General features: G+C 65.2%; 17 protein-coding genes. 10 read left to right on the top strand and 7 right to left on the bottom strand.

The features are described from left to right. Positions 1 to 379 precede the first annotated feature (379 nt). The 7 genes from AC5Y6Y_RS00115 to AC5Y6Y_RS00145 form a co-directional block, all read right to left on the bottom strand. On the bottom strand, positions 380 to 1,555 hold the full coding sequence (locus AC5Y6Y_RS00115; RefSeq protein ID WP_499928807.1) for a CaiB/BaiF CoA transferase family protein: 1,176 nt from the start codon (positions 1,553 to 1,555) through the stop codon (positions 380 to 382). A gap of 168 nt (positions 1,556 to 1,723) precedes the next feature. Continuing rightward, positions 1,724 to 2,659: a LysR family transcriptional regulator gene (locus AC5Y6Y_RS00120; protein WP_463824753.1), complete on the bottom strand. Its 936-nt coding sequence runs from the start codon at positions 2,657 to 2,659 to the stop codon at positions 1,724 to 1,726. Positions 2,660 to 2,740: 81 nt separating this feature from the next. Then, entirely contained in the window at positions 2,741 to 3,193 is a 453-nt protein-coding gene (locus AC5Y6Y_RS00125; protein ID WP_463824752.1) for a DUF4395 domain-containing protein, read from the bottom strand. Beyond that, a complete protein-coding gene (locus tag AC5Y6Y_RS00130; RefSeq protein ID WP_499922652.1) occupies positions 3,193 to 3,633 on the bottom strand; it encodes a thioredoxin family protein in 441 nt (146 codons plus the stop codon). Before AC5Y6Y_RS00130 ends, AC5Y6Y_RS00125 begins: the two co-directional genes overlap by 1 nt. A 35-nt stretch (positions 3,634 to 3,668) precedes the next feature. Then, positions 3,669 to 4,352, bottom strand: coding sequence for a serine O-acetyltransferase (cysE, locus tag AC5Y6Y_RS00135; protein WP_463824750.1), 684 nt, complete (start codon positions 4,350 to 4,352; stop codon positions 3,669 to 3,671). A 2-nt stretch (positions 4,353 to 4,354) separates the two neighbouring features. Then, positions 4,355 to 5,287 carry a cysteine synthase A gene (cysK, locus tag AC5Y6Y_RS00140; RefSeq protein ID WP_499928809.1) on the bottom strand — a complete coding sequence of 311 codons (933 nt, stop codon included), beginning with the start codon at positions 5,285 to 5,287 and terminating at the stop codon, positions 4,355 to 4,357. After that, entirely contained in the window at positions 5,284 to 6,564 is a 1,281-nt protein-coding gene (locus tag AC5Y6Y_RS00145; protein WP_499928811.1) for a thioester domain-containing protein, read from the bottom strand. The genes cysK and AC5Y6Y_RS00145 overlap by 4 nt, the downstream gene beginning before the upstream one ends. A gap of 384 nt (positions 6,565 to 6,948) precedes the next feature. On the opposite strand from AC5Y6Y_RS00145, the gene AC5Y6Y_RS00150 reads away from it, so the two are divergent. The 10 genes from AC5Y6Y_RS00150 to AC5Y6Y_RS00195 all read left to right on the top strand — a co-directional run bounded on the left by AC5Y6Y_RS00150 (position 6,949) and on the right by AC5Y6Y_RS00195 (position 19,000). Beyond that, positions 6,949 to 7,896, top strand: a complete 948-nt coding sequence (locus tag AC5Y6Y_RS00150; protein ID WP_499928813.1) for a family 2A encapsulin nanocompartment shell protein — start codon at positions 6,949 to 6,951, stop codon at positions 7,894 to 7,896. Then, complete coding sequence (locus tag AC5Y6Y_RS00155) at positions 7,883 to 9,766, top strand: family 2A encapsulin nanocompartment cargo protein cysteine desulfurase (RefSeq protein ID WP_499928815.1); 1,884 nt, start codon at positions 7,883 to 7,885, stop codon at positions 9,764 to 9,766. Before AC5Y6Y_RS00150 ends, AC5Y6Y_RS00155 begins: the two co-directional genes overlap by 14 nt. A 236-nt stretch (positions 9,767 to 10,002) precedes the next feature. Beyond that, positions 10,003 to 10,770: an MlaE family ABC transporter permease gene (locus AC5Y6Y_RS00160; RefSeq protein WP_499922657.1), complete on the top strand. Its 768-nt coding sequence runs from the start codon at positions 10,003 to 10,005 to the stop codon at positions 10,768 to 10,770. A 16-nt stretch (positions 10,771 to 10,786) separates the two neighbouring features. Then, on the top strand, positions 10,787 to 11,638 hold the full coding sequence (locus AC5Y6Y_RS00165) for an MlaE family ABC transporter permease (RefSeq protein WP_499922659.1): 852 nt from the start codon (positions 10,787 to 10,789) through the stop codon (positions 11,636 to 11,638). Between the two features lie 5 nt (positions 11,639 to 11,643). Then, on the top strand, positions 11,644 to 12,912 hold the full coding sequence (locus AC5Y6Y_RS00170) for an MCE family protein (RefSeq protein ID WP_463824743.1): 1,269 nt from the start codon (positions 11,644 to 11,646) through the stop codon (positions 12,910 to 12,912). Continuing rightward, a complete protein-coding gene (locus AC5Y6Y_RS00175) occupies positions 12,909 to 13,937 on the top strand; it encodes an MCE family protein (RefSeq protein ID WP_499928817.1) in 1,029 nt (342 codons plus the stop codon). The genes AC5Y6Y_RS00170 and AC5Y6Y_RS00175 overlap by 4 nt, the downstream gene beginning before the upstream one ends. Next, a complete protein-coding gene (locus tag AC5Y6Y_RS00180) occupies positions 13,934 to 15,097 on the top strand; it encodes a virulence factor Mce family protein (RefSeq protein WP_499928819.1) in 1,164 nt (387 codons plus the stop codon). The genes AC5Y6Y_RS00175 and AC5Y6Y_RS00180 overlap by 4 nt, the downstream gene beginning before the upstream one ends. Next, a complete protein-coding gene (locus tag AC5Y6Y_RS00185; RefSeq protein ID WP_499928821.1) occupies positions 15,094 to 16,407 on the top strand; it encodes an MCE family protein in 1,314 nt (437 codons plus the stop codon). Before AC5Y6Y_RS00180 ends, AC5Y6Y_RS00185 begins: the two co-directional genes overlap by 4 nt. Positions 16,408 to 16,418: 11 nt before the next feature. Next, the gene (locus AC5Y6Y_RS00190; RefSeq protein ID WP_499928823.1) at positions 16,419 to 17,531 is read left to right on the top strand and encodes an MCE family protein; all 1,113 of its coding nucleotides are present in this window, start codon (positions 16,419 to 16,421) and stop codon (positions 17,529 to 17,531) included. Then, positions 17,531 to 19,000, top strand: coding sequence for an MCE family protein (locus AC5Y6Y_RS00195; RefSeq protein ID WP_499928825.1), 1,470 nt, complete (start codon positions 17,531 to 17,533; stop codon positions 18,998 to 19,000). The genes AC5Y6Y_RS00190 and AC5Y6Y_RS00195 overlap by 1 nt, the downstream gene beginning before the upstream one ends. The last annotated feature ends 2 nt before the right edge of the window (positions 19,001 to 19,002 follow it).

The following is a 19,002-nucleotide window of genomic DNA, read 5'->3' on the forward strand; positions in this document are numbered from 1 at the left end:
GAGACGATCATGTGACGCATATCAACACTGCAGACGCATGGTACCCAGACGCACCCGATGTCGGGAGGAAATTCATTGAAATGACATTACATCCAGCGATGTATCCGGATTTAGAAATGTATTCGGTGATTGCATGGATCGACGCGCCCACAAGGCCGGTGACGAACCGGGAAGGACCGGCACGCCATTCCGGGGGACCGGTCGGCTCAGCGACTGGGCGACGTCGCTCGGCAGTCGATGACTGCGGCGAGCAACCGAATCCCGCGCTCGGTCTTCTCCCGGAAAATCGCGGCCGCCACGAGGACCACGACAACCCGGGCTGACGTGATCATTTCCTGCGCGGTGGTGACCAGACGGCTCAACCAACAGTCGGCTGCAGTCATTTGTTGGTTGCGTGCAGCGCAAGGTCGGTAAGCCAGTCACGGATCTCGTCGCTGTGCTCGCCTAGTCGCGGCGCTCTGGTTCGGTAGGTCACTGGTGTGGCGGACAGGTTGATTGGGCTGGCCACTTGGTGGCCCACGTCGTCTCCATCGGCGGTGTTGCGGACCGGGCTCAATCCCAACTGCTCGGCTAGGGCAAAGGCTTGGGCGACGTTGTTGACCGCGCCGGCCGGAATTCCCTTCTTCAGCAGTACCGACGACCAGTACGCCGCCGAGTTGGTTGCCAGCGCGCGTTCCAATTGCTCCCGCAGGGCCGCCCTGTTGCGCACCCTCAGCTCATTGGTCCGAAACCGCTCATCCTGGGCCACATCCGCAAGTCCCCAGACATCGCGGAGCAGCCCGAACTGCTTGTCGTTGCAGATGGCCAGCACCAGCGTGCCCTTCGCGGTGGCGTAGCAGCCATAAGGCGCCATGCTTGCGTGACCATCACCCGAAGTGCGGGGAACCTGTTGTGCAACAACGTAACTGGTGGACTGGTCGGTCATGGCCGCCAATATCACGGACAACAGGTTGACCTCAACGTGCTGCCCGCGCCCCGTACGATCTCGATCGCGCAGTCCCGCCATGATCCCGACCGTCGCGAACATGCCCGCCAGCGAGCCCACCAGCGCAGCGCCGACATGCGTCGGATGGTCGGAATCGGGTCCGGTGATGCTCATCAATCCGCCCAGCGCCTGGATTGATATGTCGTAGCCGGCCCACTGGGCCCCGGCGTTGGCGCCGAATGCCGAGATGCTGCAGTACACCAGGCCAGGATTCGCCAGGCGCACTGTGGGCTCGTCCAAGCCGAACCGGGCCATGACGCCGGGCCGGAAGTTCTCCACCAGCACGTCGGCGCGCTCAGCGAGAGTCCGGGCCAGATCGAGATCCTCGGATTGGCGCATGTCGAGGACGACGCTGCGCTTGTTGCGGTTCACGCCCAGGTGATAGGTGCTCTCGCCGTCGACAAATGGCGGACCCCAGACCCGAGTGTCATCGCCGCCCGGACGCTCCACTTTGACGATCGTGGCGCCGAGATCGCCGAGTGTCATGGTGCAGAACGGTCCGGCGAGAGCGTGCGAGAAGTCGGCCACCAGAAGCGACGAAAAGGGGCCAGTTGTGGAAGTCTCGCTCACTCGGTGATCTCCTGCGCTCGTTGACTCCGACCACCGTATGACGAGCACATCATCATGTCTAAGACAAAGTAAGACCACTAAAATATGCTGTAGATATAATACCGAGTAGCGGGAACCCGCGAATTGCCCGCACCGAGGGCTACCTCAGCGGCAGGCCCGGCGCGCCAGCTACGTACTCAACTGGGGGTAGTGCTTTCCGAGGTCTTGCACGTAGCGCGGGGATGCCTGCAGTGTGACGTCCAGGAAACAGCGCACGGTCGGCGACCGGTCGACGGTGCGCCAGGCCAAGATCAGCGGGCGATGGGGCAGCTCACCGGATAACGGAATGAAGCGCACATCCTTCCGATTGAGGTTGATGAAAGACGTTGGTAACAAAGCGATCCCGGCACCTGAGGCGACCAACGCCAGGATTGTCTGGATATGCTGCACTTCGTCGACGATCGGTGGGTCGATGTCATACATCCGGAACAGCTCGACGACGTCGGCGTAGGTGGTGGTTGCCGCGGCCCGGGTCCACAGGATGGTTGGTTCGTGGGCTAATTGTCTCGGGTCGATTCGCTCTTGATCGGCCAACGCGTGGTCCACGCAGACGACCGCGGCGAGCGGGTCGGCGATCAGCGTCTGGATGGTCAACGACGGTTCGTCGATCGGTCCCCGCAGGAATCCGACGTCGATGCGGTGATCCACGAGTTGCTCGACCTGCTCGACGTTACCCAGCTCGATGAGTTCGAGCTTGACGTCCGGATACTGCAGCCGATGAGCCCGCATGACATAGGCCAGGACGCCGTTCACTGCCGCCTGCATCGCACCGATGTAGACACAACCGAGCTGGCCGTTGGCGGCCCGTCGTGCCGCCGCGTACGCCCGCTTGGCGTAGGTGAGCGCAAGGCGTGCCTCGGCGAAGAGCGCCTCCCCCGCGTCGGTGAGCTCGATGGGACGGCGCGACCGGTCGAATAACTCGGTGCCCAGCCGACGTTCCAGTTTTTGGATCTGTTGGCTCAACGGTGGCTGGGCGATATGCAGCCGCCGGGCGGCATTGCCGAAGTGGCGTTCCTCCGCGACAGCCACGAATAGACGGAGCAATCGCAACTCAGGCTCGTCCATATTCCGAGAATATAAGAGCTGATTGGATATAGCTTAAAAATTAAAAACACCGTCGAATTTCGGTGTGTCGCGCAGCGCGCGCTACGCAGCGGGGGCGCGGCGCCAGCGCGCCACCATCGGGTACAGCTGGCAGCCGAGGCAGATGCCGAAAGCTGCGTTGAGAAACGCAGCGAATAAGGCGAACCCGGTGGCGATTACGCCCAGCAGCGAGATCCCGGCGGCGAACCCGATCACCCCGGCCACGGCGAACACCAGTCCGACCACTTGGGCAAACTTCAACGGCGGCACGGGTTCCCGTTCACTGGCCGGGCTGAGCCGGGGCGCCACCACCTTGGCGAACACCAATCCGTACGGAGAATTTCGCGGACCGCGTACCGCGCTCACCGCAAAGACGATCGCTTGCAGGCCGAGCAGGACGGCCGCGGCGGGTTGACTGAACACCGAGACCACCAGCGTCGCCACCAGCACCGTGCTGGTGACCCATGCGGCGAAACGCGGCCCGCGGACATCCACGTGGTTGACATCGGGGGACATCAACTGCTCCTCTCCTGATCGACGGTCATCAGCGGGCGCAGAGCCGACTGCAGATCGGCGGCTTTCGGAACACCCGCGCTGCGATATTGTTGCCGGCCAAACGCGTCGAAGATGAACGTAGTCGGCAACGACAACACCGAAAGACGTTTGGCAGCAACGGGATTCTGGTCGATGTCGAGCTCGATATGGGCCACCTCGGGCAATTCCGCGCACACCTGGTCGACCACCCGCCGTACCGCAGCGCACGGGCCGCACCACTCGGCACTGAAGTGCACCACCGTCGGCCCCGTGTCGGACAGGCCCAGGTCCGAATTGTCCTGGTCGTCGGCAGCAGCGGCCTTGCGCACCACCCCGGATCGGCGGTTGACCGCAACTCCGATAACGCTGGCGCCCCCCAGCGCCGCGACGACCGCGATGCTTGCGATCACAACCGAACTCACCTGTGCACCAACACTTTCACCGAAGCAACGGTCCCCTAGATCGAGAAATCCTCGCCGTACCAGACGCCGGCCTCGGGGGGCCGGATGACGCGCTCGGTCGCGGCTCCGTTGGATTTGCCTTCCAACCGGGACACCCGGGTGAGCAGCGACTTGAGGCTGACGCCGACCAGGTCGGGCAGCTTCGATTCGTCCTCGCTGGCCGGCCCGGGTCGGCTCACGATCTGGCCGGGCACTCCGACGACCACCGCGCTGGCCGGGACCTCCTTGACGACGACGGAGTTGGCGCCGATCCGGCTGTCGTCACCAATCTTGATGGCGCCGAGCACTTTTGCTCCCGCGCCGATGGTGACCCGATCACCGATCGTGGGGTGACGTTTGCCGGTTTCGCTGCCGGTGCCACCCAGGGTGACCCCGTGGAAAATCGTGACGTCCTCGCCGATTTCCGCGGTTTCCCCGATCACCACCCCGGTTGCGTGGTCGATGAACAGCCCGGGTCCGAGCACGGCGCCGGGATGGATGTCCACACCGGTCAGGATGCGGTTCAGTTCGGCCAGTGTCCGGGCCGCCAGTCGCCGGCCGCGCCGCCACAGCCAGTGCGTGATCCGGTGTCCCCACACGGCGTGGACGCCCGGGTAGGCGAAGACGACCTCCAGCACGGTGGGGTTGGCCGGGTCGCGTTCCCGGGCCGCCTGGATGTCGCGCCGGATAGCCGCCAACATGACTAGTCGCTCAGATCCTTGAACAGCACCGTGCTCAGGTACCGCTCGCCGATCGATGGCAGGACGACCACGATCAGCTTGCCGGCGTTCTCCGGTCGCCGGGCCAGGTCGAGGGCCGCGGCCACCACGGCGCCCGACGAGATGCCGACCAACAGCCCCTCTTCCCTGGCCAGGCGTCGGGCCAGGTTCAACGCGTCGTCGTTGTCGACGGTGACCACCTCGTCGACCAGACCCATATCCAGCACCGGCGGCACGAAGCCGGCGCCGATGCCCTGGATGGGGTGCGGTCCCTTCTGGCCACCGGACAGCACCGGCGATGCGGCCGGTTCGACGGCGACGAACTGCACCGACGGCTTGCGCTCCTTGATGGTCTGTGCAACACCGGTGATGGTGCCGCCGGTGCCGACCCCGGAGACGAAGATGTCGATCTTGCCGTCGGTGTCTTTCCACACTTCTTCGGCGGTGGTGACCGCGTGTACTGCCGGGTTGGCCGGGTTTTCGAACTGCTGCGGGATGAAGTACCGCTGATCGCTTTTAGCCAGTTCCTCGGCCTTGGCGATGGCCCCGGGCATGCCCTCGGAACCAGGCGTGAGGATGAGGTCGGCGCCGTAGGCGCGCAACAGGATTCGGCGCTCGATGCTCATGGTCTCCGGCATGGTCAGCACCAGCTTGTAGCCACGGGCAGCGGCGACCATCGCGAGCGCGATCCCGGTGTTCCCACTCGTGGGCTCGAGGATGATGGTGTCCTCGTTGATCAGGCCGGCCTTCTCGGCCGCGTCGATCATCGCCACGCCGATGCGGTCTTTCACACTGCCGGCCGGGTTGAACGACTCCAGCTTGGCGACGACGTCGGCGACCGCGCCGTCGGTGACCCGGCGCAACCGGACCAGCGGCGTGTGGCCGATGAGTTGGGTGATGTTCTCGGCAATGGTCATCCACATTCTCCAACGGTGTCAGTGCGGGCCTGGCCGGCTTCCCAGGTGATGTCGAACTCCATTGTCACGTGCGAGGGGGTGGTCAAAGCAACCGGAGTCAGTCCCCGCGCGGGCCCGGCCACCGCCACCCCGGTCAGTACACGTCCGCTGCCGTGATCAGACGTGGTTGCGTGCAACGTTATTCCCGAGCGGCCCGGTGTGACCCGAACGTAGAAGTCGGTGCCTGGTCGGACCGCTCCGTCGATCACCGCGCCGAAGGCGTCGACGATCACCTGGCCGCTGCCGGCGGCCAAGGTGAGGGGTGCGCTCACCTGGAACGGGCCGACGAGCCCGCCCTGGGCCACTGCCTCGCCGTCGATCAAGGGTTCCTCGGCGTCCCGAAGCGCCGGGTAGGCCCCGGCGAGCAGGTAGTTGTACAGGTGGACGATGCGGTCGGCGTTGCGGTAGTGACCGGACCCGGTCAGCCAGAAGTCGACGTGGTCGATCGCGGCTTCCGGTGCGGTGGTGAGTAGTCGGTAGTACCGGTAGCCGCGGGCGCCGCGGCCGTGGCGGTGGCTGGAGGTGGTGCTGCCAACCCCGAGGGTGCGCTCGTAGCGACCCTTGCCCGCGTCGGTGACCAGTGTCGATCCGGAGACGTCGTGCCACGTCACGCCGTCGGCCGATTTTTGCAGCGTCACGGTGACGGGGGAGTCGGACGCGGTCCACAGCGCATACCCACCGAGCTGGGGCTGGCCGTCGAACTCGAACGTCAGCGTCGAATCCGGACCGCGGTGCACCGCGGTGGGTGCGTTCAACGGTCGGGTGTCCAGGGCCATGCCGTTGGTGAAATGCCAGATCGCGGCCTGGGTTCCTGCGATGGCCTCGTGTTCGCTGATGTTGGCCGCTCCCAAGGGATAGCCGGCCCGGCGCAGTCGGTCACTCAGTTCGGACACTGCCAAAACCGGGAACGAGTGCCGCAGGATCCAGGCGACTTCGGCCTCGCAGCCCCGGGTGTGCAGATGCGGCAATGCCGACCAGGCGCCCAGCCGGTAGGGCGACGGGTGGCACGGAGAGATTCCGGCGAAGTCCAACGAGTACGCCTGCAGGCCGGGATTGAGCCGGATCAGGTCGGTACGTGCGGAGGTGCCGTCACTGAACACGATTCTGTCGACGGTGTGTGAATAGGTACCGCCGCGGTAGCGCGTCATGCGGGTGGGCGCGTCGGCCGGCCGCACCCGGACGCGCCTGCGGGTTGTCACACGCGCCAGCGCACGATCGGGGATGGACACAACGGTCATGGGGACTTGTTCTTCCTGGAAGGTGGCGCGCCTCACACCGAGGAGGGGAGCCCTCCGGGCGGTGGCTGCGGCGATTACTGAGCGGTCAGCGGGCGTCAGAAATCAACAGGAACAACAACAACAGATCACGGCGATGCAGCGCGTGCGGACAAAACGCAGCTGGTCGGCCTGTTGCATGCGTCCCACTATAAAGCATCGACAAGTCGGCCAGGCTGGGAACAATCTGGGAAACCAGCCCAGAGTCGGTTCGGCTCAGTCGAGGTTTAACTCTTTGTCGCGGCGTCGCCATCTGCCTACTCTCGGCAGGCATTCACGCAACTTGTGAGGCATGATGGCTCTGCTCGATACCCAGCGCAGTTCTGATCACGCATGGAAAGGACGACGATGGCCGCTTCTACTCAGGGGTCGGATCCCGGAGCACAGAACGAATCCCAGGCCCTCGGCGACCTTGCGGCACGCCAGCTTGCCAACGCCACCAAGACGGTCCCGCAGCTGGCGACGATCACGCCGCGCTGGCTGCTGCATCTGCTGAGCTGGGTGCCCGTCGAAGCCGGTATCTACCGCGTGAACCGGGTGGTCAATCCGGAGCAGGTCGCGATCAAAGCCGAGGCCGGTGCCAGTATTGATGAACCGCTACCGGAGACCTACGTCGACTACGAGATCAGTCCGCGCGAGTACACGCTGCGCAGCATCTCCACGCTGCTGGACGTCCACACCCGGGTGTCCGACCTCTACTCCAGCCCACACGACCAGATCGCACAGCAGCTGCGACTGACCATCGAGACCATCAAGGAGCGCCAGGAGTCCGAGCTGGTGAACAACCCCGAGTACGGGTTGCTGGCCCAGGTGACTCCGGAGCAGACCATCCAGACCCGGGGCGGTCGGCCCACGCCGGACGACCTGGACTCGCTGATCACCAAAGTCTGGAAGACTCCGAGCTTCTTCCTCGCGCACCCGCTGGGCATCGCCGCGTTCGGCCGCGAGGCCACCCGCCGTGGCGTGCCGCCGGTGGTCGTGAGCCTGTTCGGCGCGCAGTTCATCACCTGGCGCGGTATTCCGCTCATCCCGTCGGACAAGGTCCCGGTCGAGGACGGCAAGACGCAAATCATCCTGGCCCGCACCGGTGAGGAGCGCCAGGGTGTGGTCGGCCTGTTCCAGCCCGGCCTGGTCGGCGAGCAGGCGCCGGGCTTGTCGGTCCGGTTCACCGGCATCAACAAGTCGGCGATCGCTACTTACCTGGTCACCCTGTACACGTCTTTGGCGGTCCTCACCGACGATGCGCTTGCCGTGCTCGACGACGTCGCCGTGGACCAGTTCCATGAGTACGAGTGAGTACCGTTCGGTAGACGCCGAAAGCGAGCTGCCAGTCAGCGCCACGGAACTCGCGGTGCTGGCAAGCCAGCTCTACGCGGCCAGCATCCGGCCGGGACCCGACAGTCCGCCGCAGACCGCCCCGGTCGCCCCGCGCGGCAACTTGCCCGACACCACGGCCGCGACCTCGGCCGGCCGGACCGCAGCCGGCACCTCCGACCCGCTCACCGCCGGCGTGCCTGCGATCGCGTTTTCCGACATCTACGTGCCGGCGCCGACATCACCCGGGCCGGAAGCCACCCCGCCGCAGACGGTGCCGGTGGCGCCGCGTGGCAACGTGCCGGACAGCACGGCGGGCCCGTCCGCGGGCGCGGCCGGTGTCGCGGTCGCCGACCCGTTCCTGCCGCCCGGTGTCGGCGGCCTGAGCGCCTTTGCGGTGCCGACGGGCATCGTGCCGACCGTGCCCGGCGTGCTGGCCGGCGCTCCACCCAGCGTGCCGGTGGCCCCGCGCGGCTCGGCTCCCGGCTGGCACCCGCAGGCGCCGACGGTGGCCGACCTGGGCTGGTCGGACGCACCTGCGGCAGCGCCGACCGGTGACGAGGCCAACTACTACTTCCTGGCCACCCCGCGGGAGCCGGTGCCGCAAGTGCCGGACGACCACGAGGTCTTCGAGGTCAATGCGGTACGGGCCGACTTCCCGATCCTGCAGGAGACGGTCAACGGCCGACCGCTGATCTGGTTCGACAACGCGGCCACCACCCAGAAGCCGCAAGCGGTGATCGACCGGCTGGCGCACTTCTATGCCCACGAGAACTCCAACATCCACCGCGCCGCGCACGAGTTGGCCGCCCGTGCCACCGACGCCTACGAAGATGCCCGCGAGACGGTGCGACGGTTCATCGGCGCTCCCCGGGTGGAACAGAACATCTTCGTGCGCGGCACCACCGAAGCGATCAACCTGGTGGCCTACGCGTGGGGTGGAAAACATCTGGGTCGCGGCGACGAGATCGTCATCACCCACCTCGAGCACCACGCCAATATCGTTCCGTGGCAGTTGCTTTCGCAGGCGACGGGTGCGGTGCTGAAGGTCGCCCCGGTGGACGAGGCCGGCAACCTGCTGCTGTCGGAGTTCGAGGATCTGCTCGGTCCGAAAACCAAACTGGTTGCGGTGACTCACGTTTCGAACGCACTCGGCACGGTCACACCGGTCGAGAAGATCGTCGAGCTGGGTCATCGGTACGGTGCCCGGGTGTTGATCGACGGCGCCCAGTCGATTCCCCACCTACCCATCGACGTCGCGGAGCTGGGCGTCGACTTCTTCGCGTTCTCCGGTCACAAGATCTTCGGTCCGACCGGCATCGGTGTGCTCTACGGCTCCGAGGAGGCTCTTGCCGAGACGCCGCCGTGGCAGGGCGGCGGCAACATGATCGCCGACGTCACCCTGGAGCGGTCGCTGTATCAGGGGCTGCCCAACAAGTTCGAGGCGGGCACCGGCAATATCGCCGACGCCGTCGGACTCGGGGCGGCGTTGCGCTATGTCGAGAAGGTGGGTGTCGAGCGCATCGCGGCCTACGAGCACGCCCTACTGGAGTACGCGACACCGCGCCTGGCCGACATTCCAGGCGTCCGGCTGATCGGCACCGCGCAGGAGAAAGCCAGCGTGCTGTCCTTCGTGCTGGCCGGGCACGAACCGCTCGAAGTCGGTAAAGCCTTGAACGCCGAGGGCATTGCGGTACGTGCCGGACATCACTGTGCCCAGCCGATTTTGCGGCGCTATGGTCTGGAGGCGACCGTGCGTCCCTCGTTCGCGTTCTACAACACCCGCGACGAGATCGATGTCTTTCTCAAGGCGGTGCGGCGCATCGCTGAAGGCGGTACGACCGTAGGCTGACCGGTGCGGGCTTCCGACCTTTGTTTCCGGGTGATTGCAAGTCTCGGAATCGATTTTCAATGCTCGTAAGCTGGCGGCATGTTTCTATCTGCAGCCAGGCGACCCGGTCTCGCCACTCCTGTGGATGGCGTTAACCCGTTGCCGCACAATGTATTACGGCACTCTTTGATGTCCTTGACGGCGTCGGCGTAACCGCATGGACCGGATGCTCTGGTGGGTTGGGGGTGAGCCGAACGATGGACGCGGCAACCCTGGCTAAGCCGATGAACGCATTGGGCGGGTTCTTCTCGTTCTGCGCCGAGACATTTCTGGTGCTGGTCCGACGGCCATGGAACTGGCGCGAGATTTTGGAGCAGATCTGGTTCGTCGCCCGGGTGTCGATCTTTCCGACCATCATGTTGTCGATCCCGTACACGGTCCTCATCGTGTTCGTGCTGAATATCCTGCTCGTCGAGATCGGTGCCGGCGACCTTTCCGGCGCCGGTGCCGGGCTCGCCTCGGTGACCCAGGTGGGTCCGGTGGTCACCGCCATGGTCGTCTCCGGCGCCGGTTCGACCGCTATGTGCGCCGATCTGGGGGCCCGCAAGATTCGCGAGGAAATCGACGCGATGGCGGTGATCGGCGTCAACCCCATTCAGGCCCTGGTGGTTCCACGCCTGATCGCCGCGACTTTCGTTGCGGTGCTGCTGTTCTCATTGGTATCGGTTACCGGCCTGGTCGGCAGTTACATCTTCGTGGTGTACGTCCAGCACGTCACACCGGGGGCTTTCGTTGCCGGAATGACGCTGCTCGTCGGATTGCCACAGGTGGTCATCTCGCTGATCAAGGCGACGCTGTTCGGGATCTCCGCCGGTCTGATCGCTTGCTACAAGGGCCTTTCCGCCGGTGGCGGCCCGGCCGGTGTCGGCAGCGCCGTGAATGAAACCGTGGTGTTCTCCTTCATGGCACTGTTCTTCATCAACATCCTGACCACGGCGCTGGGTGTGAAAGTGACCGCCAAATGAGTCGGGTGTGGCGCCCATGAGCGACGCCGTGGTCGACGAACCGTCGCGGTTGAGTACAGCCGGTCACAGGACGGTGGCTGCCACCCGCAAGCTGGGGGAGCAGACCGCGTTCTACGGTCGGTCATTACTCAACATCGGCGAGGCGGTACGCCGATACCCCGGTGAACTGCTGCGGCTGATCGCCGAAATGGGCATGGGCACCGGCGCTTTGGCGGTGATCGGCGGCACCGTCGGGATCATCGGTTTCCTTACGCTGACCACCGGAGCACTGGTCGCGGTACAGGGTTACGACACGCTGTCCAACATCGGCGTCGAGGCGATGACCGGATTCCTCTCGGCGTTCCTGAACGTCCGGATGATCGCGCCGTGCACGGCCGGCCTGGCACTGGCGGCCACCATCGGCGCCGGCGCCACGGCGCAACTGGGTGCCATGCGGATCAACGAGGAGATCGACGCGCTCGAGGTGATGGGCATCCGCGCGATCACCTACCTGGCCTCCACCCGGATCATCGCCGGTGTGCTGGTGGTGATCCCGCTCTATGCCGTCGCCGTGCTGATGTCATTCATCGCCGCCAAGTTCCTCACCATCTCCGTGTACGGCCAGTCCCGTGGCGTCTACGAGCACTACTTCGCCACCTTCCTGCATCCCAACGATCTGCTGTGGTCGTTCCTGTCGGCGCTGACGATGGCCACCGGCGTGATGGTGGTCCACACCTACTACGGGTTCACCGCGACCGGTGGGCCGGCCGGGGTCGGCGAGGCGGTGGGCCGGTCGGTGCGGTCGTCGATGATCGTGACCGCCTTTGTGTGCCTGATGATTTCGCTGTCGGTATACGGCCAGCACGGCAATTTCAACCTGTCGGGTTAGCCGGTATGAGCGACGAGAAGTATCGAGGAGCCTTCCGGGCCAACCGGGTCCGCACCAGCCGGATCGACCCGATCTGGTACGCGCCGACCCTGTTTCTGGTGGTGGCTGGTCTGGTGGTGATGACGACCGGCATGTTCGCCGGCAAGTTCGACGAATCGATCCCCCTGACCCTGGTCTCGGACCGCGCGGGACTGGTGATGGAACAGGGCGCCAAAGTCAAGTTCCGCGGAGTGCAGGTCGGGCAGGTCGAGTCGATCGGCACCGACGTCAAAGTCGCCGAGCTGAAGCTGAAGATGCAACCGGACGCGTTCAGGTATCTGCCCAGCAACGTCGAGGCCGAGATCAAGTCGACCACCGCGTTCGGTTCCAAGTACGTCGACCTGACCGCGCCCGGGCGGCCCAGTCCCGCAGCCCTCAAACCGGGTGCCGTGCTGCACTCGCGGAATGTGACCGTCGAGGTGAACACCGTCTTCGAGAATCTCCAATCCCTGGTTCAGGCAATCGATCCCGCCAAACTTAACGCGATCCTGTCGGCCTTCGCGCAATCGGTGCGCGGTAAGGGCGACCGGATCGGGCAGGCCATCACCGACGCCAACAACGTGCTGCTCGCCGTGAATCCCCGACTGGACACCATCCACCGGAACTGGAAGCTGTTCGGCCAGGCCGCGGCCACGTATTCCACTGCGGCGCAGGATATTCTGTCGATCCTGGACTCGGTGACGACCACCAGCGTCACCCTCACCGAGAACCAGCAGTCGCTGGACGCCATGCTGATGTCAGCCATCGGTTTCAGCCGGACCGGTATCAGCGTCATCGGCCGCACCGAATCCGACATCGTACGAGCCATCAATCTGCTCGACCCGACCACACGACTGCTGGACATGTATTCCCCGACCTACACCTGCCTGTTCCAGGGCGCGCAGTGGTACGTGGAGCACGGCGGCCGGGACACGTTGGGCGGCAACGGATATTCGTTCATCATGGACGCCGGACTGCTGTTCGGCGACGACCCGTACCGGTACCCGAAGCACCTGCCGAAAGTCAATGCCACCGGCGGCCCCGGCGGCAGGCCGAGTTGCGGTTCGCTGCCGGACCCGAGTGCCAACTACCCGGTGCGCGCGCTGGTCACCGACACCGGCTGGGGTACCGAGCCCAACGAGATCCGCACCAACCTGGCGGTCGGTAATCCCTGGTGGTCCAACTACTTCCCGACGACCAAGAACCCGCCTGAGCCGCCGCGCTACTTCTACCGCGGGGGGCAGCCGCCGCCATGAGACGAAGCATGCCGAGCATCATCACCCGGGTCGCGCTGTTCACAGCGGTGTGCCTGGTCTTCACCTTCGGGTTGGTCACGGTCTTCGGGCAGTTCCGATTCGAGGACCGCACCGACTACCATGCGGTCTTCACCAACATCTCGGGGCTGAAGTCCGGCAACTTCGTCCGCATCGCCGGTGCCGAAGTCGGCAAGGTCGGCGACATCACCCTGCACCGCGACGGCACGGTCAGTATCGACTTCGCGATTGACAAGGGTTTGCGACTGACCGAGGGTACCCGCGCGGTGGTGCGCTACGAGAACCTGATCGGTGACCGCTTCCTGGCTCTGGAAGAAAGCTCCGGATCGCCGCACCGGCTGCCCGCGGGCGCGACGATCCCGCTGGCGCGGACATCGCCGGCCCTGGATGTCGACGTGCTGATCGGCGGTTTCCGCCCGTTGTTCCGCGCGCTGGACCCCGACCAGGTCAACGCGCTGTCCGGGCAGTTGTTGCGGATCTTCCAGGGCCAGGGCGGCACGCTGTCCTCGGTGCTGGCCCAGACCGCAACGTTGACGTCGACCCTGGCCGGGCGCAGCGAATTGATCGGCGAGCTGATCACCAACCTGAACACCGTGCTGCACACCTTCGCCGCCCGCGATCACGAATTCGCCGACGGATTGGACAAATTGGCCGAGTTCGTCGAGGGCCTGGCGCAACGCAAGGACGACATCTCCGCCGGCCTGGCCTACGTCAATGCCGCCGCCGGTTCCATCGCCGACCTGCTGGTGCAGGCACGGCAACCGATCAAGAACGTGGTGCACGAAACCGACCGGATGGCGACCCAGGTGATGGCCGACCGCGACTACGTCGACCACCTGATCCACACCCTGCCCGACGTCTACCAGGTGCTGTCCCGGCAGGGCCTCAACGGCGACTACTTCGGCTTCTACTTCTGCGAGGTGCTGCTCAAACTGAACGGCAAGGGGGGCAACCCCATCTACGTCAAGCTGGTGGGTCAGCCCTCCGGACGGTGCACGCCGCAATGAGTCGATTCCGCGGCAAGCCGGGCAAGAACCGCAGTCCCTTCCTGTTGGGAGTGATGGGCACGGTCATCATGACGTTGGTGGTGGTCGTCGCATTCCAGTACAACAAGCTGCCCTTCGTCAACGGCTACGACAACTATGCGGCCTATTTCTCTGAAGCCGGTGGCATCAAACCCGGTAACCAGGTGCGTGTTTCGGGTGTGGGAGTCGGTCGAGTGTCCGATGTGAGTCTGGAGGGCACCAAAGTCCGGGTCGGCTTCACCGTCCGCAAGAGCGTCGAGTTGGGCGAGCGGACCGAAGCGGCGATCAAGACCGAGACGATTCTGGGATCCAAGATGCTCGAGCTGACCCCGCGCGGTCAGGGCCGGCTGCGGATCACCATTCCGCTGGAACGCACCACCTCGCCCTACGATTTGCCGGACGCACTGGGCGACTTGACAACTCAGATCAGCGGCCTCAACACCACCCAATTATCCTCAGCCCTCACGACTTTGGCCGATACGTTCCACGACACACCACCCAATCTGCGGCCGGCGCTGGACGGGGTCGCCCGGTTCTCCGACACCCTGAACAACCGCGACGCACAGCTGCGCAGCCTGCTGACCAACGCCAACAGCGTTACCGGCGTGTTGGGTCGGCGCAGCCAGCAGATCGCCGGCCTGGTGTCCAATTCCAACGCGTTGCTGGCGGCGCTGCTACAGGAACGCAGTTCCATCGACGCACTGATGAACAACCTCACCGCGGTGTCCCACCAGATTTCGGGGCTGGTCGATGACAACCGCACCCAGCTCAAGCCGGCTCTCGACAAGCTCAACGGCGTGCTCGAAATCCTGGACAACCGTAAGGAAGACATCCAGCGGACACTGCCGAAGTTCAAGCGGTACGCCATGTCCTTCGGCGAGGTGCTCGGGTCCGGTCCGTTCTTCAAAGCCTATGTGGCCAACCTGGTTCCCGGCCAACTCAGCGGACCGATCCTCGACTCGCGCATGTATGACCGGTATCTGGACCCCAACCAGCATCTGCCGTCCGAATCGGTGGACCCGCCGATCGGATCCCCGCCGGTCCCACCCGAAGCCGCACCGACACCGCTGTGGTCGCAACCACCGTCGCCCGGACCCGCACCGGGGCCGCCGCCGGAGCCCGCGGGAACGGGGGGCCCGTGAACGTCAGCCCCACCGCACGGAAAACGCTGCGGGCCGCAGCCGCTCTCAGTTTGGTGCTCACCCTGGTCTTCTCGTTGTTCCTGGTCGGCAAACAGCTGTGGAAAGAGGTCGACAAGAACACGTACTCCGCGTATTTCGTCAACGCCAACGGTCTATTCGTCGGCGACGAAATCCGGATCCTGGGCGTCGCCGTCGGGACCGTCGACAAGATCGAGCCGCAACCGGCCAGCTCCAAGGTGACATTCTCCGTCGACAAGAAGTATCCGATTCCCGCCGCGGCCCGCGCCGCGATCCTGTCCCCGTCGTTGGTGACCTCACGCGCTGTGCAACTGGTCCCGGTCTACAACGGCGGCCCCAAACTCGCTGCCGGAGCAATCATTCCGCTGAGCCGCACCGCGGTACCGGTGGAGTGGGACGACTTCCGCAAGCAGTTGGAGAAGCTGACCGAGTCCCTGCAACCGGCGACACCGGGCGGGGTGAACTCGCTGGGCGAATTCATCAACTCGGCCGCGGACAACCTGCGGGGTGAGGGCGACACGGCTCGCGACACCATCATCAAACTCTCCGCGGCACTTTCGGCGCTCGGTGATCACGCCGACGACATTTTCAGCACGGTGCGCAACCTGCAGCTGCTGGTCTCGGCGCTGTACTCCAGCAGCGACCTGCTGGCCGCGTTCAACCAGAACCTGGCCAGCGTGACCACCATTCTGTCCAACTCGCCCAACGAGATCGCCAATGCGGTGCAGGGTCTGGACGCGGCGCTGGTGGACCTGCGCGGATTCCTTGCCGAGAACCGGGAATCCATCGGTGTCACGGTCGACCGGTTCACTTCCATCACCACTGCACTCAACGACAGCCGTGCCGACATCAAGCAGATCCTGCATGTGGTGCCGACGGTGTTCCAGAACTTCATGAACATCTACCAACCAGCGCAGGGCGCCATGACCGGCATCATCGCGCTGAACAACTTCGCCGATATCCCGCAATGGATTTGCAGCTCGATCGAAGCGGCCTCGCGGCGCGGATTGGACCGGGTTTCCAAGCTCTGCCTGCAATATGTCGAGCCGATCATCAAAAACCGCATCTATAACTACGTGCCCGTCGGGCTCAACCCGTTCGTCGGACCGCAGGCCCGCCCGGGCGAGATCACCTACAGCGAGGACAGATTGCGCCCCGGCGCCCTGCCACCGCCAGAGGCGGCCCCGCTGCCGGCCGAGCAGCCGGCGCCGGCAGCGGCGCCCGGGCCCACCGTGGTCGATCCAAAGCTGGGCCTGCCGGGCCTGATGGTCCCCCAGGGGCCGTCCTCATGATTGGGCGGCAGATGATCACGGCTGCGGTCAGTGTCGCCTGCATGACGGTCCTCGGTGGGTGTGACTGGCACGGCCTGAATTCGCTCACGCTGCCCGGCACGTCCGGTGGCGGCGCGGGCTCCTACACGGTCCAAGCCCAGTTACCCGATGTGGTGAATATCCAAGAGAACACCCGGGTCCGGGTCGATGACGTCAACATCGGCAATGTCACCAAGATCGAGGTCCAGGACTGGCACGCGTTGGTCACCATGCGGATCAACGGCGACGTCCAGCTGCCCGCCAACGCCACCGCCAAGATCGGTCAGACCAGCTTGCTCGGGTCCATGCACATCGAGCTCGCCCCGCCCAGGGACGAGCCGCCGGTCGGACAGCTGCGAAACGGATCGGTCATCCCGCTGGCACACGCGAGCATGTATCCGACCACCGAGCAAACCCTGGCGTCGGTGTCCGTGCTGCTCAACGGCGGTGGCCTGGCTCAGCTGCAGGAGATCACCCAGGCGGTCGCCAAGGCTTTCGCCGGACGCGAAAACGACATGCGCAGCCTGCTGCGGCAACTCGACGAGTTCATCGCCGGCACCAATAAGCAGACCGACGACATCATCGCTGCCGCTGAGAATCTCAACTCGTTGGCCGGTCAGTTCGCCGCCAAGGACGCGGTTGTCGACCGGGCGCTGCTGACGGAGCCCAAAGCTCTCGCGGTCCTGGCCGACGAGCGCACCCAGATCGCCGACGCCATCGACCAGCTCGGCAAATTCAGCGCGATCGCCGCGGACACCGTCCGCCAGAGCAAAGCATCGTTGGTGAACAACCTGCGTCAGATCGCCCCGGTGCTGCGCAGGCTCGCCGACGCGGGACCGTCGCTCACCAAGGGACTGGACGGATTGGCGACCTACCCGTGGCCGACGTCGACGGTGACCAACTGGTTTCGCGGTGACTACGCGAACCTCACCATGATCGTCGATCTCACGTTGAGCCGCATCGACACCGGGATATTCACCGGCTCCCGGTGGGAAGGCAATCTGACCCAACTCGAACTGCAGTGGGGACGCACCATCGGCATGCAGCCGAGCCCGGCCACCGGCGGGAACCCGCTGACCTTCCCTTACCACTTCGAGGGATACTGATGCTGCGCCTGAACCGCAAGACCTGGATCCAATTGGCAGTACTGTCGGTGGTGACGCTGATCTCCTGTGGCTCAATGGCTTTCAATTACATGAAGCTGCCTGAGACGCTGTTCGGAATCGGCGAATACAGCGTCACCGTCGACCTGCCGCAGTCGGGCGGGTTGTACGAGAACTCCGTGGTCACCTATCGCGGCACCGACGTCGGTCAGGTGCGGTCGGTCAGTGTCACCGCCGAGGGGGTGCGCGCGGTGCTGGCCATGCGGTCCGGCGTCATGGTGCCTGCTCACGTGCAGGCATCGGTGCACAGCCGGTCGGCGATCGGGGAGCAGTACATCGAACTGACCCCGCAGTCCGGTGGGGACGGCCGACAGTCAAGGTCGCTGAGGGCCGGTGACGTCATCCCGGCCGGACAGGTCGATGTGCCGGTCGACATCGGGCGGCTGCTCGACATGACCAACCGTGCGCTGCAAGCGATTCCGCGCAACAATCTGCGCACCGTGATGGACGAGGCCAATCGTGCGGTGGGCGGGATGGGACCCGAGCTGTCCCGGATCGTGGACGGGTCAACGGCATTGGCGAACGCCGGCGGCCGCACCGTCGACCCACTGGCCACCCTGATCGACCAGGCCCCGCCGGTGTTGAACTCCCAAGTGCAGACGTCGGATGCGATAGCCACCTGGGCCCGTCGAACGGCAGCCATCACCGCGCAGTTCCAGGCGCAGGATGCGGCTCTGCGAGACCTGTTGGCGCAGGGCAGTTCCGGGCTGGAGGAGGGCCGTGCGCTGTTCGATCGGGTCGCGCCCGCGGTACCGGTGCTGTTTGCCAACCTGGTGAGCCTGGGTGACATCGCCTTCGTCTACCGGCACGACATCGAACAGATCCTGGTGTTGCTGCCGCAGGGCATCGCGGTGATGGCGGGCTCGCTGGTGCCCAACGTCGGCACCAAGCAGGACTACAAGGGCTTCTACCTGGATTTCAACCTCAACATGAACCTGCCGCCGCCCTGCACCACCGGCTTCCTGCCGCCCACGCAGCGGCGTTCACCGGCCAGTGTGGATGCCCCGGACCGGCCGGCGGCCGAACTGTATTGCCGACTGCCGCAGGATTCCGAACTCAATGTTCGTGGCGCGCGCAATATTCCGTGTGAGACCAAGCCGTGGAAACGTGCCCCGACCGTCGAGTTGTGCGAGAGCGACGAGGAGTACGTGCCGCTCAACGAGGGCTACCACTGGAAGGGCGACCCCAACGCCACCACCACCGGCCAGGGTGTCCCGCAGTACCCGCCCGGACAGGATCCGCGGCTGCCGCCGCCGCGCGGTACCGCGCCGCCGCCCCCGCCGATCGCGGTCGCCACCTACGACCCGGCCACGGGTGAGTATGTGGGGCCCGACGGGCGTCGTTACACCGAGGCCGATTTGGCGCACCCGCGTGCCAAGAACTGGCAGTCACTGCTGGTGCCGTCACCGTAGTT

The organism is Mycobacterium sp. NGS24 (genome assembly GCF_059813065.1).